General features: G+C 33.4%; 17 protein-coding genes and 1 tRNA gene. 12 read left to right on the top strand and 6 right to left on the bottom strand.

Annotated features, from left to right (window positions below; translation table 11 throughout):
• Window positions 1–123: 123 nt before the first annotated feature.
• The 6 genes from htpG (at window position 124) to ACR9EA_RS04045 (ending at window position 7811) form a co-directional block, all read left to right on the top strand.
• Window positions 124–2034, top strand: a complete 1911-nt coding sequence (gene htpG / locus ACR9EA_RS04070) for a molecular chaperone HtpG (protein WP_435137895.1) — start codon at window positions 124–126, stop codon at window positions 2032–2034.
• 108 nt (window positions 2035–2142) lie between these two features.
• Complete coding sequence (locus tag ACR9EA_RS04065; RefSeq protein WP_435137892.1) at window positions 2143–3195, top strand: T9SS type A sorting domain-containing protein; 1053 nt, start codon at window positions 2143–2145, stop codon at window positions 3193–3195.
• 94 nt (window positions 3196–3289) lie between these two features.
• A complete protein-coding gene (locus ACR9EA_RS04060; RefSeq protein WP_435137889.1) occupies window positions 3290–3658 on the top strand; it encodes a 6-phosphogluconate dehydrogenase in 369 nt (122 codons plus the stop codon).
• Between the two features lie 96 nt (window positions 3659–3754).
• Window positions 3755–4150 (top strand): hypothetical protein, encoded by a 396-nt coding sequence (locus ACR9EA_RS04055; RefSeq protein WP_435137886.1) that lies wholly within the window; start codon window positions 3755–3757, stop codon window positions 4148–4150.
• Window positions 4151–4248: 98 nt separating this feature from the next.
• Complete coding sequence (locus ACR9EA_RS04050; protein WP_435137883.1) at window positions 4249–6513, top strand: FUSC family membrane protein; 2265 nt, start codon at window positions 4249–4251, stop codon at window positions 6511–6513.
• A 56-nt stretch (window positions 6514–6569) separates the two neighbouring features.
• Entirely contained in the window at window positions 6570–7811 is a 1242-nt protein-coding gene (locus tag ACR9EA_RS04045; RefSeq protein WP_435137880.1) for a DEAD/DEAH box helicase, read from the top strand.
• Window positions 7812–7813: 2 nt separating this feature from the next.
• Here ACR9EA_RS04045 and ACR9EA_RS04040 read toward each other — a convergent pair whose 3' ends face one another.
• Window positions 7814–8479 (bottom strand): M15 family metallopeptidase, encoded by a 666-nt coding sequence (locus ACR9EA_RS04040; RefSeq protein WP_435137877.1) that lies wholly within the window; start codon window positions 8477–8479, stop codon window positions 7814–7816.
• 43 nt (window positions 8480–8522) lie between these two features.
• Here ACR9EA_RS04040 and ACR9EA_RS04035 point away from each other — a divergent pair, with 43 nt between their 5' ends.
• The 5 genes from ACR9EA_RS04035 (at window position 8523) to ACR9EA_RS04015 (ending at window position 12999) form a co-directional block, all read left to right on the top strand.
• Complete coding sequence (locus tag ACR9EA_RS04035) at window positions 8523–8882, top strand: DoxX family protein (RefSeq protein ID WP_435137874.1); 360 nt, start codon at window positions 8523–8525, stop codon at window positions 8880–8882.
• A gap of 1 nt (window position 8883) precedes the next feature.
• Window positions 8884–9483 carry an alpha-ketoglutarate-dependent dioxygenase AlkB family protein gene (locus ACR9EA_RS04030; RefSeq protein WP_435137871.1) on the top strand — a complete coding sequence of 200 codons (600 nt, stop codon included), beginning with the start codon at window positions 8884–8886 and terminating at the stop codon, window positions 9481–9483.
• A 359-nt stretch (window positions 9484–9842) separates the two neighbouring features.
• Complete coding sequence (locus tag ACR9EA_RS04025; protein WP_435137868.1) at window positions 9843–10763, top strand: alpha/beta hydrolase; 921 nt, start codon at window positions 9843–9845, stop codon at window positions 10761–10763.
• A 227-nt stretch (window positions 10764–10990) separates the two neighbouring features.
• On the top strand, window positions 10991–12256 hold the full coding sequence (locus tag ACR9EA_RS04020) for a DUF819 domain-containing protein (protein WP_435137865.1): 1266 nt from the start codon (window positions 10991–10993) through the stop codon (window positions 12254–12256).
• 53 nt (window positions 12257–12309) lie between these two features.
• Window positions 12310–12999 (top strand): DUF4369 domain-containing protein, encoded by a 690-nt coding sequence (locus ACR9EA_RS04015; RefSeq protein WP_435137863.1) that lies wholly within the window; start codon window positions 12310–12312, stop codon window positions 12997–12999.
• Between the two features lie 137 nt (window positions 13000–13136).
• On the opposite strand, the gene ACR9EA_RS04010 is transcribed toward ACR9EA_RS04015, so the two are convergent.
• Both ACR9EA_RS04010 and ACR9EA_RS04005 read right to left on the bottom strand, forming a co-directional pair.
• Window positions 13137–13210 (bottom strand) — tRNA-Thr (locus ACR9EA_RS04010).
• Window positions 13211–13272: 62 nt separating this feature from the next.
• Window positions 13273–13542: a hypothetical protein gene (locus tag ACR9EA_RS04005; RefSeq protein ID WP_435137860.1), complete on the bottom strand. Its 270-nt coding sequence runs from the start codon at window positions 13540–13542 to the stop codon at window positions 13273–13275.
• 452 nt (window positions 13543–13994) lie between these two features.
• Here ACR9EA_RS04005 and ACR9EA_RS04000 point away from each other — a divergent pair, with 452 nt between their 5' ends.
• Complete coding sequence (locus ACR9EA_RS04000) at window positions 13995–14366, top strand: hypothetical protein (RefSeq protein ID WP_435137857.1); 372 nt, start codon at window positions 13995–13997, stop codon at window positions 14364–14366.
• 34 nt (window positions 14367–14400) lie between these two features.
• On the opposite strand, the gene ACR9EA_RS03995 is transcribed toward ACR9EA_RS04000, so the two are convergent.
• The 3 genes from ACR9EA_RS03995 to idi are packed head-to-tail and all read right to left on the bottom strand — an operon-like array spanning window position 14401 to window position 16309.
• Window positions 14401–15372 (bottom strand): type I phosphomannose isomerase catalytic subunit, encoded by a 972-nt coding sequence (locus ACR9EA_RS03995; RefSeq protein ID WP_435137854.1) that lies wholly within the window; start codon window positions 15370–15372, stop codon window positions 14401–14403.
• 2 nt (window positions 15373–15374) lie between these two features.
• Entirely contained in the window at window positions 15375–15785 is a 411-nt protein-coding gene (locus tag ACR9EA_RS03990) for a 6-pyruvoyl trahydropterin synthase family protein (RefSeq protein WP_435137851.1), read from the bottom strand.
• A complete protein-coding gene (gene idi / locus ACR9EA_RS03985; protein ID WP_435137848.1) occupies window positions 15782–16309 on the bottom strand; it encodes an isopentenyl-diphosphate Delta-isomerase in 528 nt (175 codons plus the stop codon). The genes ACR9EA_RS03990 and idi overlap by 4 nt, the downstream gene beginning before the upstream one ends.
• Between the last annotated feature and the right edge of the window lie 122 nt (window positions 16310–16431).

The following is a 16431-nucleotide window of genomic DNA, read 5'->3' as shown; positions in this document are numbered from 1 at the left end:
GCATTAAATAACACTTTACTAAACAAATAGCATAATAAATGCCACTTTGTCACTTTTTAATCCTTGGTATTTTTTTTGACTATTGAAAGTTCAGAAATAAATCATTAAAAAAACACATATATTATGGCAAAAGGAAGTATTAATGTTTCGGTAGAAAATATCTTTCCATTAATTAAAAAGTTCCTATATAGCGATCACGAAATCTTTTTACGTGAATTAATAAGTAACGGAACAGATGCAACTTTAAAACTGAAGCACCTTACCAGTATTGGGGAAGCTAAAGTAGAATATGGCAACCCTAAAATTGAAGTTAAAGTAGATAAAGACGGTAAAAAACTTCATATTATAGACCAAGGTATTGGTATGACGGCTGATGAAGTTGAAAAATATATCAACCAAGTTGCCTTTTCTGGTGCCGAAGAATTTTTAGACAAATACAAAGATTCTGCTAAAGACTCTGGTATTATTGGTCATTTTGGTTTAGGTTTCTATTCTGCTTTTATGGTTGCCGACAAGGTTGAAATTATTACCAAATCGTACAAAGACGAACCAGCAGCACATTGGACTTGCGACGGTTCGCCAGAATTTACTTTAGAAGCTTCAGACAAAACCGATAGAGGGACTGAAATTATTCTTCACATCGCTGAAGATTCGACCGAATTTTTAGAAGAATCGCGCATTAGCAGCTTATTGTCTAAATACAACAAGTTTATGCCAATCCCGATTAAATTCGGAACCAAAGAAGTTAACGATCCTGAGCACGAGCCTGCAACTATAACCGATAAAGACGGTAAGGAAACCAAAGAACCGCATCGCCAAATTACGGTAGATAATATTATAAACAATCCAAACCCGGCTTGGACCAAACAACCAACCGAGTTAGAAACTGAGGATTACCAAAATTTCTACCGCGAGTTGTACCCTATGCAGTTTGAGGAGCCTTTATTCCACATTCACTTAAATGTTGATTATCCGTTTAATCTTACCGGAATTTTATATTTCCCTAAGATGACCAACGATATGAACATGCAAAAGGATAAAATTCAGTTATATCAAAATCAAGTATTTGTAACGGATAATGTTGAAGGCATTGTTCCTGAATTTTTAACCATGTTACGCGGTGTTATCGATTCGCCAGACATTCCGTTAAACGTATCGCGTTCGTATTTACAAGCCGATGGCGCGGTTAAAAAGATATCGTCTTACATTACCAGAAAAGTAGCCGATAAATTAAAATCGTTATTCAATAACAATCGCGAAGATTTTGAAGCAAAATGGAACGATATTAAAATAGTTATCGAATACGGTATGTTGTCTGAAGAAAAATTCTTCGATAAAGCAGAAGCTTTTGCACTTTACCCAACTGTAGAAGGCAAGCACTACACATACACAGAATTAGAAGAAAAAATTAAAGACAACCAAACCGATAAGGATGGTAAAATGGTTATTCTGTATGCATCAGACAAAGATGCACAACACAGCTATATTGCCGATGCCAAAGCTAAAGGTTACGAGGTATTATTATTAGATTCTCCTATCGTTTCTCACTTAATGCAAAAATTAGAAGGCAGTAAAGAAAACATTACGTTTGCCCGTGTAGATGCCGACCATATTAATAAATTAATTAAGAAAGACGATACCGAAATTTCTAAATTAAGTGAAGACGAGAAAAAAACTTTAGAAGAGCAATTAAAAGCGGTAATTCCTGCCGATAAATTTATGGTTCAGTTAGAAGCATCAGACAGCGATGCCTCTCCATTTATTATTACACAACCAGAATTTATGCGACGTATGAAAGAAATGCAAGCCACAGGCGGCGGCGGAATGAACATGTTTGGTAGCATGCCAGAAATGTACAATTTAGTTGTAAACACTAATGCTCCATTAATTTCGGAAATTTTAAACACAGAAGCAGAAGACGATAAAAAACGCTTAATTAACCAAAGTTTAGATTTAGCACGTTTATCTCAAGGTTTACTAAAAGGCGAAGAACTTACCAAGTTTATTAAACGTAGTTACGAGATGATTAAGTAACCTATTTCAAAATTCTTAAAAAAAGCTGCTGTTCAACGAATAAGCAGCTTTTTTTATTTAAAAATGCTTGAAATTTGCTAAATTAAAATAGCTTAAAAACCCAATCTTATGAAAAATCCTATTCCTATTATCGCTTTACTATTCTTTAGCTTTTCAATGCACTGCATTGCCCAAACAGATTTCTTAACGAATCTATCTGCCCCTGTTGGAATTCTCTGTAACGGGGACGATTTATATGTAGTAGAAAACAATGCTGGAAAAATCTCCAAAATAGATGTCACCGCAGATCCCCCTGAAGCAAAAGAGCTGATAAGTGGTTTAGAATTCCCCTCTCGCCTAGCACGCTACAATAACGATTTGTTTATAAGCGAATTTGGAGGAACACATATTTACAAAATAAACATCACAGACACGAATCCTAGTCTTACAACTGTAATTTCTGATATAAATAGTCCCGATGGCATTGCTATTTTTGGCCATTATTTATATTTCACCGAAACATATAAAGGCACACTCTCTAGGGTCGATTTAAATCAAACCACCTTAAATCCTACAGTGGTTGTTTCTGGGTTATCTAGCCCTAAAGATATATTTGTTTATAAAAATGAATTATACATTTGTGAGAGCGGAGCTGATAAAGTAACTAAAATCAACTTAAATTCAAATAATCCTTCACGCATCACAGTTTGCACAGCGATTGAATCTTGTCATGGTATTTTTATTGCTAACGACATCTTATTTGTAACCCAAAGAAACCTTAATAAGGTTTCCAAAATACATCTTAACGATCCAAACAAAGTCGCAGAAGACTTTTTAACCAACATTAACGAATGTGTCGATATATCTACAAACAGCAACAATACTATAATATACATAACTTCTTATACAGATAATAAAATTGTGAAATACGAAGACAACTTCTTAAACATTAAAGACAAGACCTTAAACAAACCTTTAATGGTTACCCCAAACCCAGCTACAAATTACATTACTCTAAAAAACAATACAGAGTCCACCTCTTACACTATTTTCAATTTATTGGGTAAACAAATAAAAAAGAGCTACACAGTTGCCAATGCACCTATAGACATAACAGATTTAAACCCTGGGATGTATTTTATTAAAACCGAAAAAAACACTTTTAAATTCATAAAAAAATAGCACTACCACTACAATTGCTTTTTAGAACACTAAAACACGGCGAATAAAAAAATTATAGTAATTTAGCCGCAATTAATTTTAGAAATGTTTCCCTATGAAAAAAACATTGTTTTTAGTCCTTTTAGGACTGGCTATTTTAGCTTCAGCATATCTTGCCTTTATTTACTACGTACCTTACAGTACAGGTACCAGAGCAGGAGAGCTAATAAAAATTAGCAAAAAAGGCATGTTAGTAAAAACATGGGAGGGCGAAATTAGCCAAGGTATTAGTGGCGCCCAAATTTTTCAATTTTCGGTAATGGATGACGACCAAGAAGTAATTGAAAAATTAAACGAATTACAAGGCCAGTATGTTAAATTAGAATATGTAGAACGCTATAAAACCTTTATTTTTTGGGGAGACAGCCGTTATTTTATAACCAAAGTTACCCCAGACAAATCTCCGCATATCGACAAACGTTAATAACAACACTCATTTATACTTTAAAATCTAAACCGCATTGCATTAGGTTGATTCTTGAATTTTGATTAACTTTAAAACAAACTGTTTTAGCAAGTTATGAAATCTCTAATTCAAAAATTAAAATTCCATAAACACGACGACGTTTTAATTCTTAACGAACCAGAAGATTTCTTACCCTTTATTGAAGAATTGAATGCTACAATTACCAGTTCGTTAATTAAAACCTCTTGTGTAGATTGCGCTTTATTGTTTATTACATCTAAAAAGCAATTGTTTAGCCAAATGCTTACTTTATTTCCTAAACTTAAAGACGATTCGGTACTGTGGATTGCTTACCCCAATAGTGTTTCGAAAGCAGAAATTCTAGAACTTTACAACAACGATATTTGGGATGAGTTGATGGACTATCGCCTTCAACCAGTAAGAAAAATAGAACTTAACAGCGACTGGGATGCTCTGCGCTTCAGAAAAATCGAATACCTAAAACCATAAGCTGAATCACTTAAACTTTAAAATTTAACAAAAAGCAGTTAAAACTTATGTGCTTTAAAAGTTAGATTTTTGCTTTACCTTTATACAGGATTTCAACTATGGTAAACGATTATTTATTAGCTCTAAAACTGTTCTTTAAAAGTTCTAGTTTTCAACGTGGTTTAATTTTAACCATTGGTGCGTTAATTCCTTTATTTTTATTCAGTTATTTAAACATTTTCCATCTGGCACCATCTATTGCTGTTGGTGTGCTTTTAAATGCGCCTAGCGACATACCAGGTAGCTTAAAACGTAAAATTATTGGTACTTTATGCAGTATTGTAATTACCATGTTTGCTACAACTGTTATTTTATTCAGCAAACCCTTTCTACTAATTTTAATTACGGTTATAAGTTTATTAAGCTTTTGCATTTCGCTAATATCTGCTTACGGATTTAGAGGGTCCTTAATTTCGTTTTCCGGGCTCTTAGCAATAGCGTTAGCTTTGGCCATCCAAAAAGAAACAGCGACGGATATATGGATTCACGTGGGACTCATTGGTATTGGAGGACTTTGGTACATTTTAGTTTCGCTGTGCTTTTACTGGATAGCTCCAAAAACAGACGACGACCAATTACTATCCGACTTACTAACACTTACTGGCGATTACCTTATAACTCGTGCAAATTTGTTTAATAAAACCATTGCCCACGATGAGCTTCAAAAGGATTTATTTCAACTACAAACGCAAATTAGCGACAAGCAAGAAACCCTAAGAGAGATTTTATTAGCAGAACGCAAGCGATCTGGACGTTCACATTTTGATGAAAAACGAGTACTTATTTTTATTGCTCTGGTAGATATTTTTGAACTTGCTTTAGCAAACTCATTAGATTACAATAAAATAAACACACTGTTTAAAGCCAACACAGATTATTTAGCACCTTTTAAAAATCTGAACTTGGTTATGGGAAACCACTTAAAAACGTTATCTAAAGTAATTATCACCAAAGAAAAAGTACCAAGTAAAGATGAACTTTTAAAAGCACTCGCCTTAGCCAGCGATGGGATTACCAAATATGTAGATGCCATTGGTTTACCTAAAGCTAGAGAAGGCGCCATGATGCTTCATAATTTGTACGATTATCAAGAACAATTACTTGAAGAAATTAGATCTATACGCCGGGCATTGGCCAATGTAAAAGACAACTCCAAATTATTGCCTAAAAGTAAAGATGCTGCCCAATTTATTACACAAGAAGAATATTCTTTGTCTATCTTATTTCAAAATTTAAGTTTAAAATCGCCTATTTTCAGACATACCCTGCGCTTAACCATAGCAGTGCTTTTGGCTTTTATAATTGGTGAATTTTTTAATATAAAAAATGCATATTGGATTATTTTAACCTTAATCGTTATAATGCGACCAAATTATGGTTTAACAAAAGAACGCACGATTAACAGAATTGTAGGCACCTTAATTGGTGCAGGAATAGCTATTGGTATTATCGCCCTTACGCAAAATGTAGTTGTTTATAGCATTTTAGCAGCAGTCTCACTGTTATTAGCCTTTTCTTTTATACAACAAAACTACAGAATTGGGGCCTTGTTCATTACTGTTAACATTATTTTTGTTTATGCGTTACTTTATCCAGACACTTTAAGCGTTATAAAGTTTAGGGTTGTAGATACTGTAATAGGTGCTGCACTAGCGCTTGGAACAACTTACTTTATTTGGCCAAATTGGGAATTTAAAAACCTAAATCAAACCATAAAATCGGTAATCGATAAAAATACAACCTATCTTTTAGCCACCCAAAATCTGTATCATACTAAGACTGTAACAGAAATTGAGTATAAAATACCTAGAAAAGAAGCATTTTTAGCCATGAGCAATTTAAATGCAGCATTCCAGCGCATGACGCAAGACCCAAAATCGAAACAAAAAGAACTGACCTTAATATATAAAATAGTAACGTTAAACAACACAATGCTTGCCGCGATTGCATCAATGGGCAGCTTTATTAAAAATCATAAAACAACACCACCTTCAAAACAATTCAACGATTTCATAAAATACATTCAGCAAAATTTAGAAGCTTGTTCTGCCATTTTAAACGAATCACCAGCATATAACGCTAATAAACCAGATATCGTGGCCGCCCAAACCAAGTTGTTACATTCTTACAACACTTTATCTGAAGCCAGAAACAAAGAGATCGAAACTGGTAAAATAGATATTCATCCAGAAACGTTAAACCATTTACAGGAAGCGCATTTAATATACAACCAATTAACTTGGCTTAAAACATTGTCTGACAACTTAAAAAAAGCCACACAACAATACGCTGTTATTTTTTATTTAAAACAAAACGAGCTATAGAGTTTTTCAAGGCAATGGCTTTTACATTATCTTTGCAACCATAAACACGTTAATACATGTCATTCAAAGACTTAAAATTAAACAAGCCATTACTAAGGGCTGTTGCCGAAACAGGTTACGACAATCCAACCTTAATTCAACAACAAGCCATTCCTGTAATTTTAGAGCAAAAAGATATTATTGCTTCTGCACAAACCGGAACTGGAAAAACAGCAGCATTTGCTTTACCTATTTTACAGTTATTACTCGATCGGCAAGACGCTCCTAAACGAAGCAAAACTATAAAAGCTTTAATTATAAGTCCAACAAGAGAGTTAGCTATTCAAATTTCAGAAAATTTCAAGTCGTATAGCACCTATACCAATTTAAGATCTACGGTTATTTTTGGAGGCACAGCCATTGAACCTCAAATAGATATTCTAAAAAAAGGAATCGATATTTTAATTGCAACACCTGGCAGACTCTTAGATTTACACAAACAAGACATCGTAAATTTAGACTATGTAGAAACGTTAGTTTTAGATGAAGCCGATTTAATGCTTGACATGGGTTTTATAGACGATGTAAAAAAAATTGAACGCTTATGCCCTGCAAACAAGCAAACCTTATTGTTTTCGGCCACGATGCCTTATAAAGTAGAGCAATTAGCAAACTCCATTTTAAAACAGCCCACACGCATTGAAGTTTCGCCAACGTCATCGGCAGCAAAAAGTGTATCGCAACTTTTATATTACGTTCCTAAACGCAATAAAATTGAATTGTGTTTACATCTGCTTCGAAACACCATAAAAGGAACGATATTAATTTTTAGACGCACCAAATTTGGCGTGGATAAATTAGAAAAAACGCTTCTAAAAAACGGTTATAAGGTAGAAAGTTTTCATGGCGATAAATCGCAAAGCCAAAGACAGCAGGCACTAAACAACTTTAAAAACAATACAGTAAATATTTTAATAGCCACCGATGTCGCTGCAAGAGGCCTTGATATTAATGAACTTGATGCTGTAATAAATTTCGACATGCCCAATGTACCAGAAACCTATGTGCATAGAATTGGAAGAACTGGCCGTGCCGGAAAAGAAGGTTGTTCGTACTCGTTATGTTCTGCCGACGAAAAAAATTATGTTACAGCTATACAACAACTTACACAAAAACAAATTACGGTAGAACACGAACACCCCTACCCTTTAGATCCAAAAGCCAAACCAGAAGTACACCGTTCTAAAAAAACAGGAAGCAAGCACAAAAAAGGAAGAAAATCTGAAGCTTCAAAAAAGAAAAAAAAGCGCTGGTATTAAAACTACTCTACAGGAAAATTAAAATATTGATTTTTAAATGGTTCACTTTTTAATGTGAAATGCCACCATTCTTTATTGTAATTTCTAAACCCGTGTTTTTGCATAATCTCTTGAAGCAATGCCCGATTTTCTTTTTGCACAGGTGTTAAATTTTGATAGGTTACCCAAGAAGGCATACCAAAAAAATCGTACGGCGATCCCATATCCAGCTCTTCTCCTGTTTGTAAACTCACTAGTGTTAAATCTACAGTACTACCGCTACTATGTCTAGATTTGGAAGCAATATAACCATCTCTAAACAAATGCTTTTTATTAACATCTGGGTAAAAATAAGGTTTCATTATGGTATCATTAACTTGTTTTGCCCAAGCCATAAAATGATTAACCGCATCTTGTGGGCGATAGGCATCGTAAATTTTAATCGATAATTGTTTAGCCTTCAACTCGGCTTGCACAGCTTTTAAAGCCTTAGCAGTTGGTAGAGTCACTATACCCACAGCTTCATGATATCCATTAATAGGGCTGCCAACAAAATTATTTGCCGTACAGTATCTTAGCTCTAATTTAATGGTAGAATCGATATCTTTAACATATACAAATCCATTTGGTAGTTGCGCATATCCGCACACCTGAAACATTAAAAATAAAAAAAGTAACTTAAATTTCATTTCTTGGTTGTTTAAAGCTAAATTAGAGAAAATAATTAGTCTTATGGCATATCCTTGGCATTTATACCTTATGGGGATTCTGTACTTTTTGGCAGGTACCATGCATTTTATTAAGCCCAAAATGTACGAACATATTATGCCAGAGTATTTACCTAATCATAAATTACTGGTATTTATTAGCGGATTTGCCGAAATTGGCCTAGGCATTCTAGTGTGTACTCCGCAGTTTAAAAATTTTGCAATTTACGGCATTATTGTCATGCTCGCTATTTTTTTGTTAGTTCACTTTTACATGTTAAATAACGAAAAATTCAAAGCAAGAATTCCTAAATGGATTTTAATTTTAAGACTACCGCTTCAGTTTGTTTTAATGTATTGGGCATACTCCTATTTATCTTTATAGCATGTTATTTCCTGAAGAACATCCTATAAATTTAAATTTACCTGATGCAGATATTTTGTACTATCCCAGTTTCTTCAATACAATTGAAGCCAATAATTTCTATAATAACCTATTGCAAGACATATCGTGGCAACAAGACAGCATAACACTTTTTGGAAAAACACATTTACAACCCCGATTAACAGCATTGTACGCCAATAACAACAATGCATATACTTACTCTGGTATTACTATGTACCCTAAACCATTTCTCCCAGATTTAGCTACTATTAAATCGAGAATTGAAACTTTAATACCAAAGGAGTTTACGAGTTGTCTATGTAATTTATATAGAAATGGAAAAGACAGTAATGGTTGGCATACCGATAACGAAAAAGAATTAGGCAAAAATCCCATTATAGCTTCGGTTTCATTTGGTGCCGAACGTGCGTTTCACTTAAAACACAAAACGACTCGCAACTTAAAACATAAATTAATTTTACATCACGGCAGCTTACTTATTATGAAGGGCGGAACGCAAAAGCATTGGCTTCATCAAATTCCAAAGACTCAAAAAGCTATAGGAAAACGAATCAATTTAACGTTTAGAATTATCTATTAAACTAAAAAACCGAGGTCCCTCAACCTCGGTTTCTTGTTATTTGCACTTTTATTATGTAGTTAGATTTAGGGTCGCTAGTATCAACAACACAATGCAAACATTAATTAATTAATCCATTAACTAAAATATTTTTTAGTATGCTTCAAAGATAGAATTAAGATTAACACCACAAGCTAAAAAGCCAATTAAATCGATGAAATGCATAAAATTTTAACATTTATCGATTAAAATCCTATAAATCAGACAAAACACATTATCTAAGACAAGTATAAATACAACCAATAAACAATTATCATCAATTTTTTTAAACTATATTTATTGTAATTATATTATAAAACGTTCACGATAAACACGCTATTATGAAAATTAAAATCACCTTTTTTTTATTTTGCTTTTGCTTGTCCCTGTATTCGCAAGAACAAAATTTCACAAGTACCGATATTGAAGTTACTCCATTAATAGATGGAACTTTACTTGAACCTTCGGGAATTTCAAAACCTAATCTAGTTATTTTAATTGCGGGGTCTGGCCCTACAGACAGAAATGGAAACCAAAATTTTCTGAAGAACAATTCCTTAAAAAAATTAGCAGAAGGATTAACAAATAACGGTATTGCCACTTTTAGATACGACAAACGCATAGTTAAACAAATTAAAACAAACACTGCAAATACGCCTGTTATGTTTAACGATTTTGTAAGCGATGCACAAGCTGTATTAGATTATTTTAAAAGAAAAAACACATTTAACCACATTTATATACTAGGCCACAGCCAGGGAAGTTTAGTTGGTATGCTGGCGGCAGAACATGCAGATGGTTTTATTTCTGTAGCAGGATCTGGCGAAACCATAGATAAAGTAATCATCAATCAATTGCAAGCCAATGCCCCTATCTATACGGCAGATGCACAAAAGGTATTTGATATTTTAAAAACAGGTGAAACAACCTCCGATTATCCGCCTGAATTGAAATCAATTTTTAATAAAGATACACAACCTTTTATTGCTAATTGGATGCAATACAATCCCAAAGAAGAAATAAAACAATTAAATATTCCTATTTTAATAATAAATGGTACAGCCGATTTGCAGGTTTCCGAAGAAGACGCTAAAATTTTACACGAAGCAGCACCAACATCAACATTAAAACTTATTAATAAGATGAATCATGTTTTTGTAATTATTGAAGGTGACAAATTAGAAAACTCGAAATCGTATAATGAATCTGCCAGACCTATTGCTAAAGAGTTGGTAAGCACAATAACAGATTTTGTAAAATAGCAATGCTGGCTAAATAAGACTATAAAAAAAGCATCCACTAGGGATGCTTTTTCACTAACTAACCAACCAATATGAAAAATTACTACTCTTAAAATTAAAGTAACCACACTTTAATAATCGTCATCGCAATAACTATTTACTTAAAAGCAATCATCGTGCCAAACTCTAATATAAAGACTTTTTTATAAGGTGTTAATTTGCTACTTTGCGACTTTTAACAAAATTTTATGGAAAACACACCTATATTCACCAACGACGCTATTGTTTTTGGCATACTCATGCTATGCCTCGGATTTGTTTTTTATACCGAATCGCAAAAAAATAAATTCTGGAAAACCTTTTACAAATACATTCCTGGTCTTTTAATGTGTTATTTGTTACCTGCCATTTTTAATTCGCTTGGTATTATTTCGGCCGAAACATCGCAAACCTATTTTATTTCTAGCCGATATCTTTTACCCGCAGCCTTGGTACTCATGACAATTAGCATCGACCTAAAAGCTGTATTTAATTTAGGTTGGAAAGCGCTTATTATGTTCTTTACAGGAACAATCGGTATTATTATAGGAGGGCCAATTGCCATATTATTAATAGCCTCCTTTTCGCCAGAAACTGTAGGCGGAGCAGGTTTCGATGCTGTTTGGAGAGGATTATCTACTCTGGCTGGCAGTTGGATTGGTGGAGGTGCCAATCAGGCAGCCATGTTAGAAATATACCAATACAACCAAGAGTTATATGGAGGCATGGTTCTGGTAGATATTGTAGTAGCGAATATTTGGATGGCCATAATTTTATTAGGTATCGGAAAACGACAAAAAATAGACCATTGGCTTAAGGCTGACAATTCGGCTATAAACGAATTGCAAGAAAAAGTACAACATTTTAGCGATAAAATAATTAGAATACCATCGTTAACCGACTTGATAATGATACTCACTTTTGCCTTTGTTGCTGTTGGTATTGCACATTGGGGCTCAGAATTTATTTCCACTTATTTAACTAGTAACTTTACGGCAGTTAGCGACCCTAAAAGTCCACTTTCATCTTTTGGCAGCAGTTTCTTTTGGCTCATTACTATAGCAACAATTATAGGCATTTTATTGTCGTTTACAAAAGCTAAAAATTATGAAGGTGCTGGAGCAAGTAAAATTGGCAGTGTATTTATATACATTTTAGTTGCCACTATTGGTATGAAAATGGATTTAACTAAATTATTTGACAATCCAGGATTGATTTTAATTGGTCTAGTCTGGATGACTATTCACGCCTTACTACTTATAATTGTAGCAAAATTAATAAAAGCACCTTACTTCTTTTTAGCCGTAGGCAGTCAAGCTAATGTAGGAGGAGCCGCATCGGCACCTGTGGTCGCTGCAGCATTTCATCCATCATTGGCCACCGTTGGCGCTTTATTGGCCGTATTTGGTTATGTAGTTGGTACCTATGGCGCTATTTTATGTACAGAATTAATGAAAATAGTTGCTACCAACTAGCATATAATTTATTTTTAATTGATATTTGCCCACCTAAACTTCTTAAAAAAACTATGAGAAACTTAACATTACTCCTCATTGTATTATTTGCTTTTTCTTGCGGAAAAGACACCAGAAACCTAACTGTAAATACTCATGTTAAAGGCCTTAAAAAAGGTACAGTATACCTTCAAAAGGTTGAAGATTCTGTTTATGTAACATTAGATTCTGCTGTAGTTAATGGCAACGAAAATTTCAATTTACATGCTACAGTAAACTCTCCAGAAGTCTTCTTCTTAAGATTAGACAAAAACGACAACTCTAATGAAAACTTATTGTTTTTTGCCGAACCGGGTGTAATTAATATCAATACAACATTAAAAAACTTTGTTATTGATGCTAAAATTACTGGATCTAAAAATCAAGAGATATTAGACGATTATCAGGTAATGATTTCAAGAATGAACAACAAAAGGTTAGACTTGATTAAGGAAGAGTTTGAAGCCAGACAAACAGGAGATTCGGCATTAGTAAACCAAACCATTACAAATGTAAACAACCTAATAAAGCGCAGATATTTATACACCGTAAATTTTGCTATTAATCACAAAGATTCCGAGGTAGCTCCATATTTAGCACTAACAGAAATTTATAATGCCAATAAAAAATGGTTAGACACCATTAATGCCTCTTTAACACCTAAAGTTAAAGCATCTAAATACGGTAAAGCTTTACAGAAATACCTAGATGGTTTAGATAATTAATAATAGATTCCAAATCTATATCAGATCACTTTAAAAGTGAATAATAAAAAACCGCATTACTAAGTAATGCGGTTTTTTATTTGATTTTGTTTTATACAAAAAAGGTTCAATATTAAAATATTGAACCTTTTATTTTGAGCCGATAGAGGGACTCGAACCCACGACCTGCTGATTACAAATCAGCTGCTCTAGCCAGCTGAGCTACATCGGCTTGAAAATCGAGTGCAAATATAATTGGTTAAATTGTATTTGCAAATCTTTTTTTCATTTTTTTTATCCTAATGCATTAATGCGTTCTATTAAAGCTCTTCCTTTGGTTTCTAGCTCTTGGTTAATTGCTTTATAGTGTGCTTTTTTGTTTTCGGCATTCTTATCGTTCACCTTAGCAATTAATTCATCAAAGGTGTTTATAGCATCATCTATAATAGCCTCGCTTTGCTCTGTACCTTTGTCTGTGTTTGCGTATTCCCAAACATAAACAGCCTCAATAATATCTCCTAAAACATAATTAATGTCTTTCTTAAGATCTCTAACATTTGCCATAATATAATTGTATTTATTTAAATGCAAAATTACATTAATCCAAAAACAATTACATTATAATTGCAAGTAAATTATTGTTATATAAAATTAATTGATTACATTTACTTTATGAATAATAAGATGGCATATAAGCAAATGTGTAACCGAATTTCGCAACAGTGGAAGTCGATTACCATTTTTGTGCTTAAACCTAAGCTAAATATGCATCTTATATAAACGTTACATTTTAATAATATAACCATAAACAAAAAGGTGCTTTTTTTAAAGGCACCTTTTTTATTTTCAACCTATTACTAATTTTTTAAAATTTTAAATTATGAAAACAATGCAATCACTTAAACAAAACAAGCAAACCCGATTTCAAACTTCCATTTGTACCAATGTCATGTATTGTACGTATCACAATTACAATTTAACACCCTTATTATTATACCCATAAAAATTAAAACATCATGAATACTTTTATAAGCACCAACGTACCATTTGTAGTAACTAAAACCGTAAGTAACGCTAATGGCTTTTTACTGCCTCATAACTTATATAATAAAGTAAAAACGGTAGCAACTTACCCTTTTAAAGAATTTTATTTACAAGACACACCTGTTCTTGAAGATTTTAAATTTAAAATGCATAAAAATGCGTTTTTAAATGATAAATTAACCATACAAGCCCAACTTATTAAAAAACAAGATCATGGGTATTTGGTTAATGTTATTGTTACCAAAACCAAACCCTCTACAAATAACCAAGAGACCATTTGTAGCGCTTTGTTTGGAGTTCCACTAGAAATCGATTTTTATAAACAGGGCAAAACAGCTTGCTAAATAAAATTCCCGAGTGTTACACTTGGGATTTTTTTTATACACGCACTTCTAATAATTTTGCTTGCTTAGAAGTAATAGAATAATCTTTTACTGCAGCTGGTAGTAAAACTGTTTCTCCTGTTTTTAAATTTTCGGTAATACCATTCACTGTAATTTCGCAGGCACCTTCCACGCACATGTATATTAAAAACGAATCGTAAATATTTTCTTTAGTTAAAGGCTCTGTAACCTGCAAAAAGTTTGTAGTAAAATAAGGACAGCTCACCATTTCGTTAGACTGATTAGCCGTTTTTTGATAAGACACCCTAAAATTATCTTCCATATCGTAATCTATGGCATCTATTGCTAAATCGTTATGTAATTCCCGCTCGTTGCCATTAGCATCTACACGATCCCAGTCGTACACACGATAAGTTATATCGCTTGTTTGCTGAATTTCTGCCAACATGACGCCTGCTCCAATGGCATGAACACGCCCAACTTCTATAAAATAAGTATCTCCGGTTTTAACCTTGTCGAAATTTAAAATTTCGGGTAAGGTTTTATTGTTTAAATGCTCTAAATATACTCCTGGTGAAATTTTTTCTTTGAACCCTACAATCAAATTAGCACCTTCATCGGCTTGCATAACATACCACATTTCTGTTTTTCCAAAAGAATTATGACGTTTAGCGGCCAACGCATCGTTAGGGTGTAATTGAATAGACAAATCTTCCTTGGCATCTATAAATTTAATTAACAACGGAAATTTATCCTTAAAAATTCTGTAATTCTGCACACCTATTAAATCTTCTTTATAGGTTTCTAAAAGCGATTTTAATGTTTCCCCTTTTAAAGCACCGTTTGCCACAACAGAAGTATCGCCTTCTACATCGCTAATTTCCCAACTTTCGCCTGCATTTGGCAATTTATGGTCTTTATTTAAAAGTGTTTTAAGTTTATCGCCTCCCCAAATTTTATCTTTTAAAATTGGAGTAAATTTTATTGGGTACTGTATATCTTTCATGTTTATTGACCTGAGTAGGTTACAAAATTTCTTGGGGTTTCATAAAGTGTAATTTCTAAATCTAAGTGTGGTTCTAATCGTGCTTTTATCCTATTATAAATAACCACAACTATATGCTCTGCTGTAGGATTTAAAGTTTTAAACTCTGGCACATCTAAATTCAGGTTTTTATGATCGAAAGCATCTTCTACTTCTTCCTTTAATAGCTGTTTTAATATTTTTAAATCGATTACAAATCCTGTTTCTTTATCAATTTCGCCTGTTACACTCGCAATAACATCGTAGTTATGTCCATGGTAATTCGGGTTGTTGCATTTACCAAATACCAAATCGTTTTGTTCGTCGCTCCAATCTTTTCGGTACAAACGATGCGCTGCATTAAAATAACTCTTTCTACTAACGGTTACTCTCATTCATTCGAAACATTTATGTGATGGTAAAACTTATCGAAAATAATTTTAAACCACGATGTATAAGCTTCTGGATGCGCTTTAATATCTTCTTTTACGGCTTCTAGAGTCATCCATTTCCAATCGGCAACTTCGTCTGGATTTATATTCGGTTCGCCATTGTAATAACCAATTAAAATATGATCGTATTCATGCTCGGTTAAACCATTTTCGAAAGGCGATTTGTAAATAAATGAAAAGGTCTCTTCTAAAGCCGTTACAAATCCCATTTCCTCTTGCAAACGTCTGCGTCCCGCTTCTATATTAGACTCGCCATCTCTTTGGTGGCTACAACACGTATTGGTCCATAAACCAGGCGTATGGTATTTGCTTAAAGCCCGCTGCTGCAACATCAATTCATTGTTATCGTTAAACACGAAAACCGAAAATGCACGGTGTAACACGCCTTTTTCGTGAGCTTCAAGCTTTGGCATATGCCCTATCGGCATATCGTTCTCATCAACTAAAATTACGTTTTCTTCTATCATACTGTAAAAATACCAACTATAATTATAAAATGTGTTATGACAAGGATAAAAATAAAATCGCAACTCCACAAATCGCATTATTAGGCGTAATAATATTATCTTTGCCACCTATTTTTAAGAAT

It is taken from the genome of Formosa sp. A9 (assembly GCF_051200825.1).
Taxonomy (GTDB): Bacteria; Bacteroidota; Bacteroidia; order Flavobacteriales; family Flavobacteriaceae; genus Formosa.
Note: the sequence above shows the minus strand (reverse complement) of the source record. Positions and strands in the feature narration are given on the sequence as shown.

Coding starts and splice junctions, on each gene's coding strand:
- ACR9EA_RS04015 (WP_435137863.1), top strand. CDS start 12,310: ATGAGAAACTTAACATTACTCCTCATTGTATTATTTGCTTTTTCTTGC.
- ACR9EA_RS04060 (WP_435137889.1), top strand. CDS start 3,290: ATGAAAAAAACATTGTTTTTAGTCCTTTTAGGACTGGCTATTTTAGCT.
- ACR9EA_RS04040 (WP_435137877.1), bottom strand. CDS start 8,479: ATGAAATTTAAGTTACTTTTTTTATTTTTAATGTTTCAGGTGTGCGGA.
- ACR9EA_RS04050 (WP_435137883.1), top strand. CDS start 4,249: ATGGTAAACGATTATTTATTAGCTCTAAAACTGTTCTTTAAAAGTTCT.
- ACR9EA_RS04000 (WP_435137857.1), top strand. CDS start 13,995: ATGAATACTTTTATAAGCACCAACGTACCATTTGTAGTAACTAAAACC.
- ACR9EA_RS04030 (WP_435137871.1), top strand. CDS start 8,884: ATGTTATTTCCTGAAGAACATCCTATAAATTTAAATTTACCTGATGCA.
- ACR9EA_RS04020 (WP_435137865.1), top strand. CDS start 10,991: ATGGAAAACACACCTATATTCACCAACGACGCTATTGTTTTTGGCATA.
- ACR9EA_RS04055 (WP_435137886.1), top strand. CDS start 3,755: ATGAAATCTCTAATTCAAAAATTAAAATTCCATAAACACGACGACGTT.
- htpG (WP_435137895.1), top strand. CDS start 124: ATGGCAAAAGGAAGTATTAATGTTTCGGTAGAAAATATCTTTCCATTA.
- ACR9EA_RS04065 (WP_435137892.1), top strand. CDS start 2,143: ATGAAAAATCCTATTCCTATTATCGCTTTACTATTCTTTAGCTTTTCA.
- ACR9EA_RS04005 (WP_435137860.1), bottom strand. CDS start 13,542: ATGGCAAATGTTAGAGATCTTAAGAAAGACATTAATTATGTTTTAGGA.
- ACR9EA_RS04035 (WP_435137874.1), top strand. CDS start 8,523: ATGGCATATCCTTGGCATTTATACCTTATGGGGATTCTGTACTTTTTG.
- ACR9EA_RS03990 (WP_435137851.1), bottom strand. CDS start 15,785: ATGAGAGTAACCGTTAGTAGAAAGAGTTATTTTAATGCAGCGCATCGT.
- ACR9EA_RS04045 (WP_435137880.1), top strand. CDS start 6,570: ATGTCATTCAAAGACTTAAAATTAAACAAGCCATTACTAAGGGCTGTT.
- ACR9EA_RS03995 (WP_435137854.1), bottom strand. CDS start 15,372: ATGAAAGATATACAGTACCCAATAAAATTTACTCCAATTTTAAAAGAT.
- ACR9EA_RS04025 (WP_435137868.1), top strand. CDS start 9,843: ATGAAAATTAAAATCACCTTTTTTTTATTTTGCTTTTGCTTGTCCCTG.
- idi (WP_435137848.1), bottom strand. CDS start 16,309: ATGATAGAAGAAAACGTAATTTTAGTTGATGAGAACGATATGCCGATA.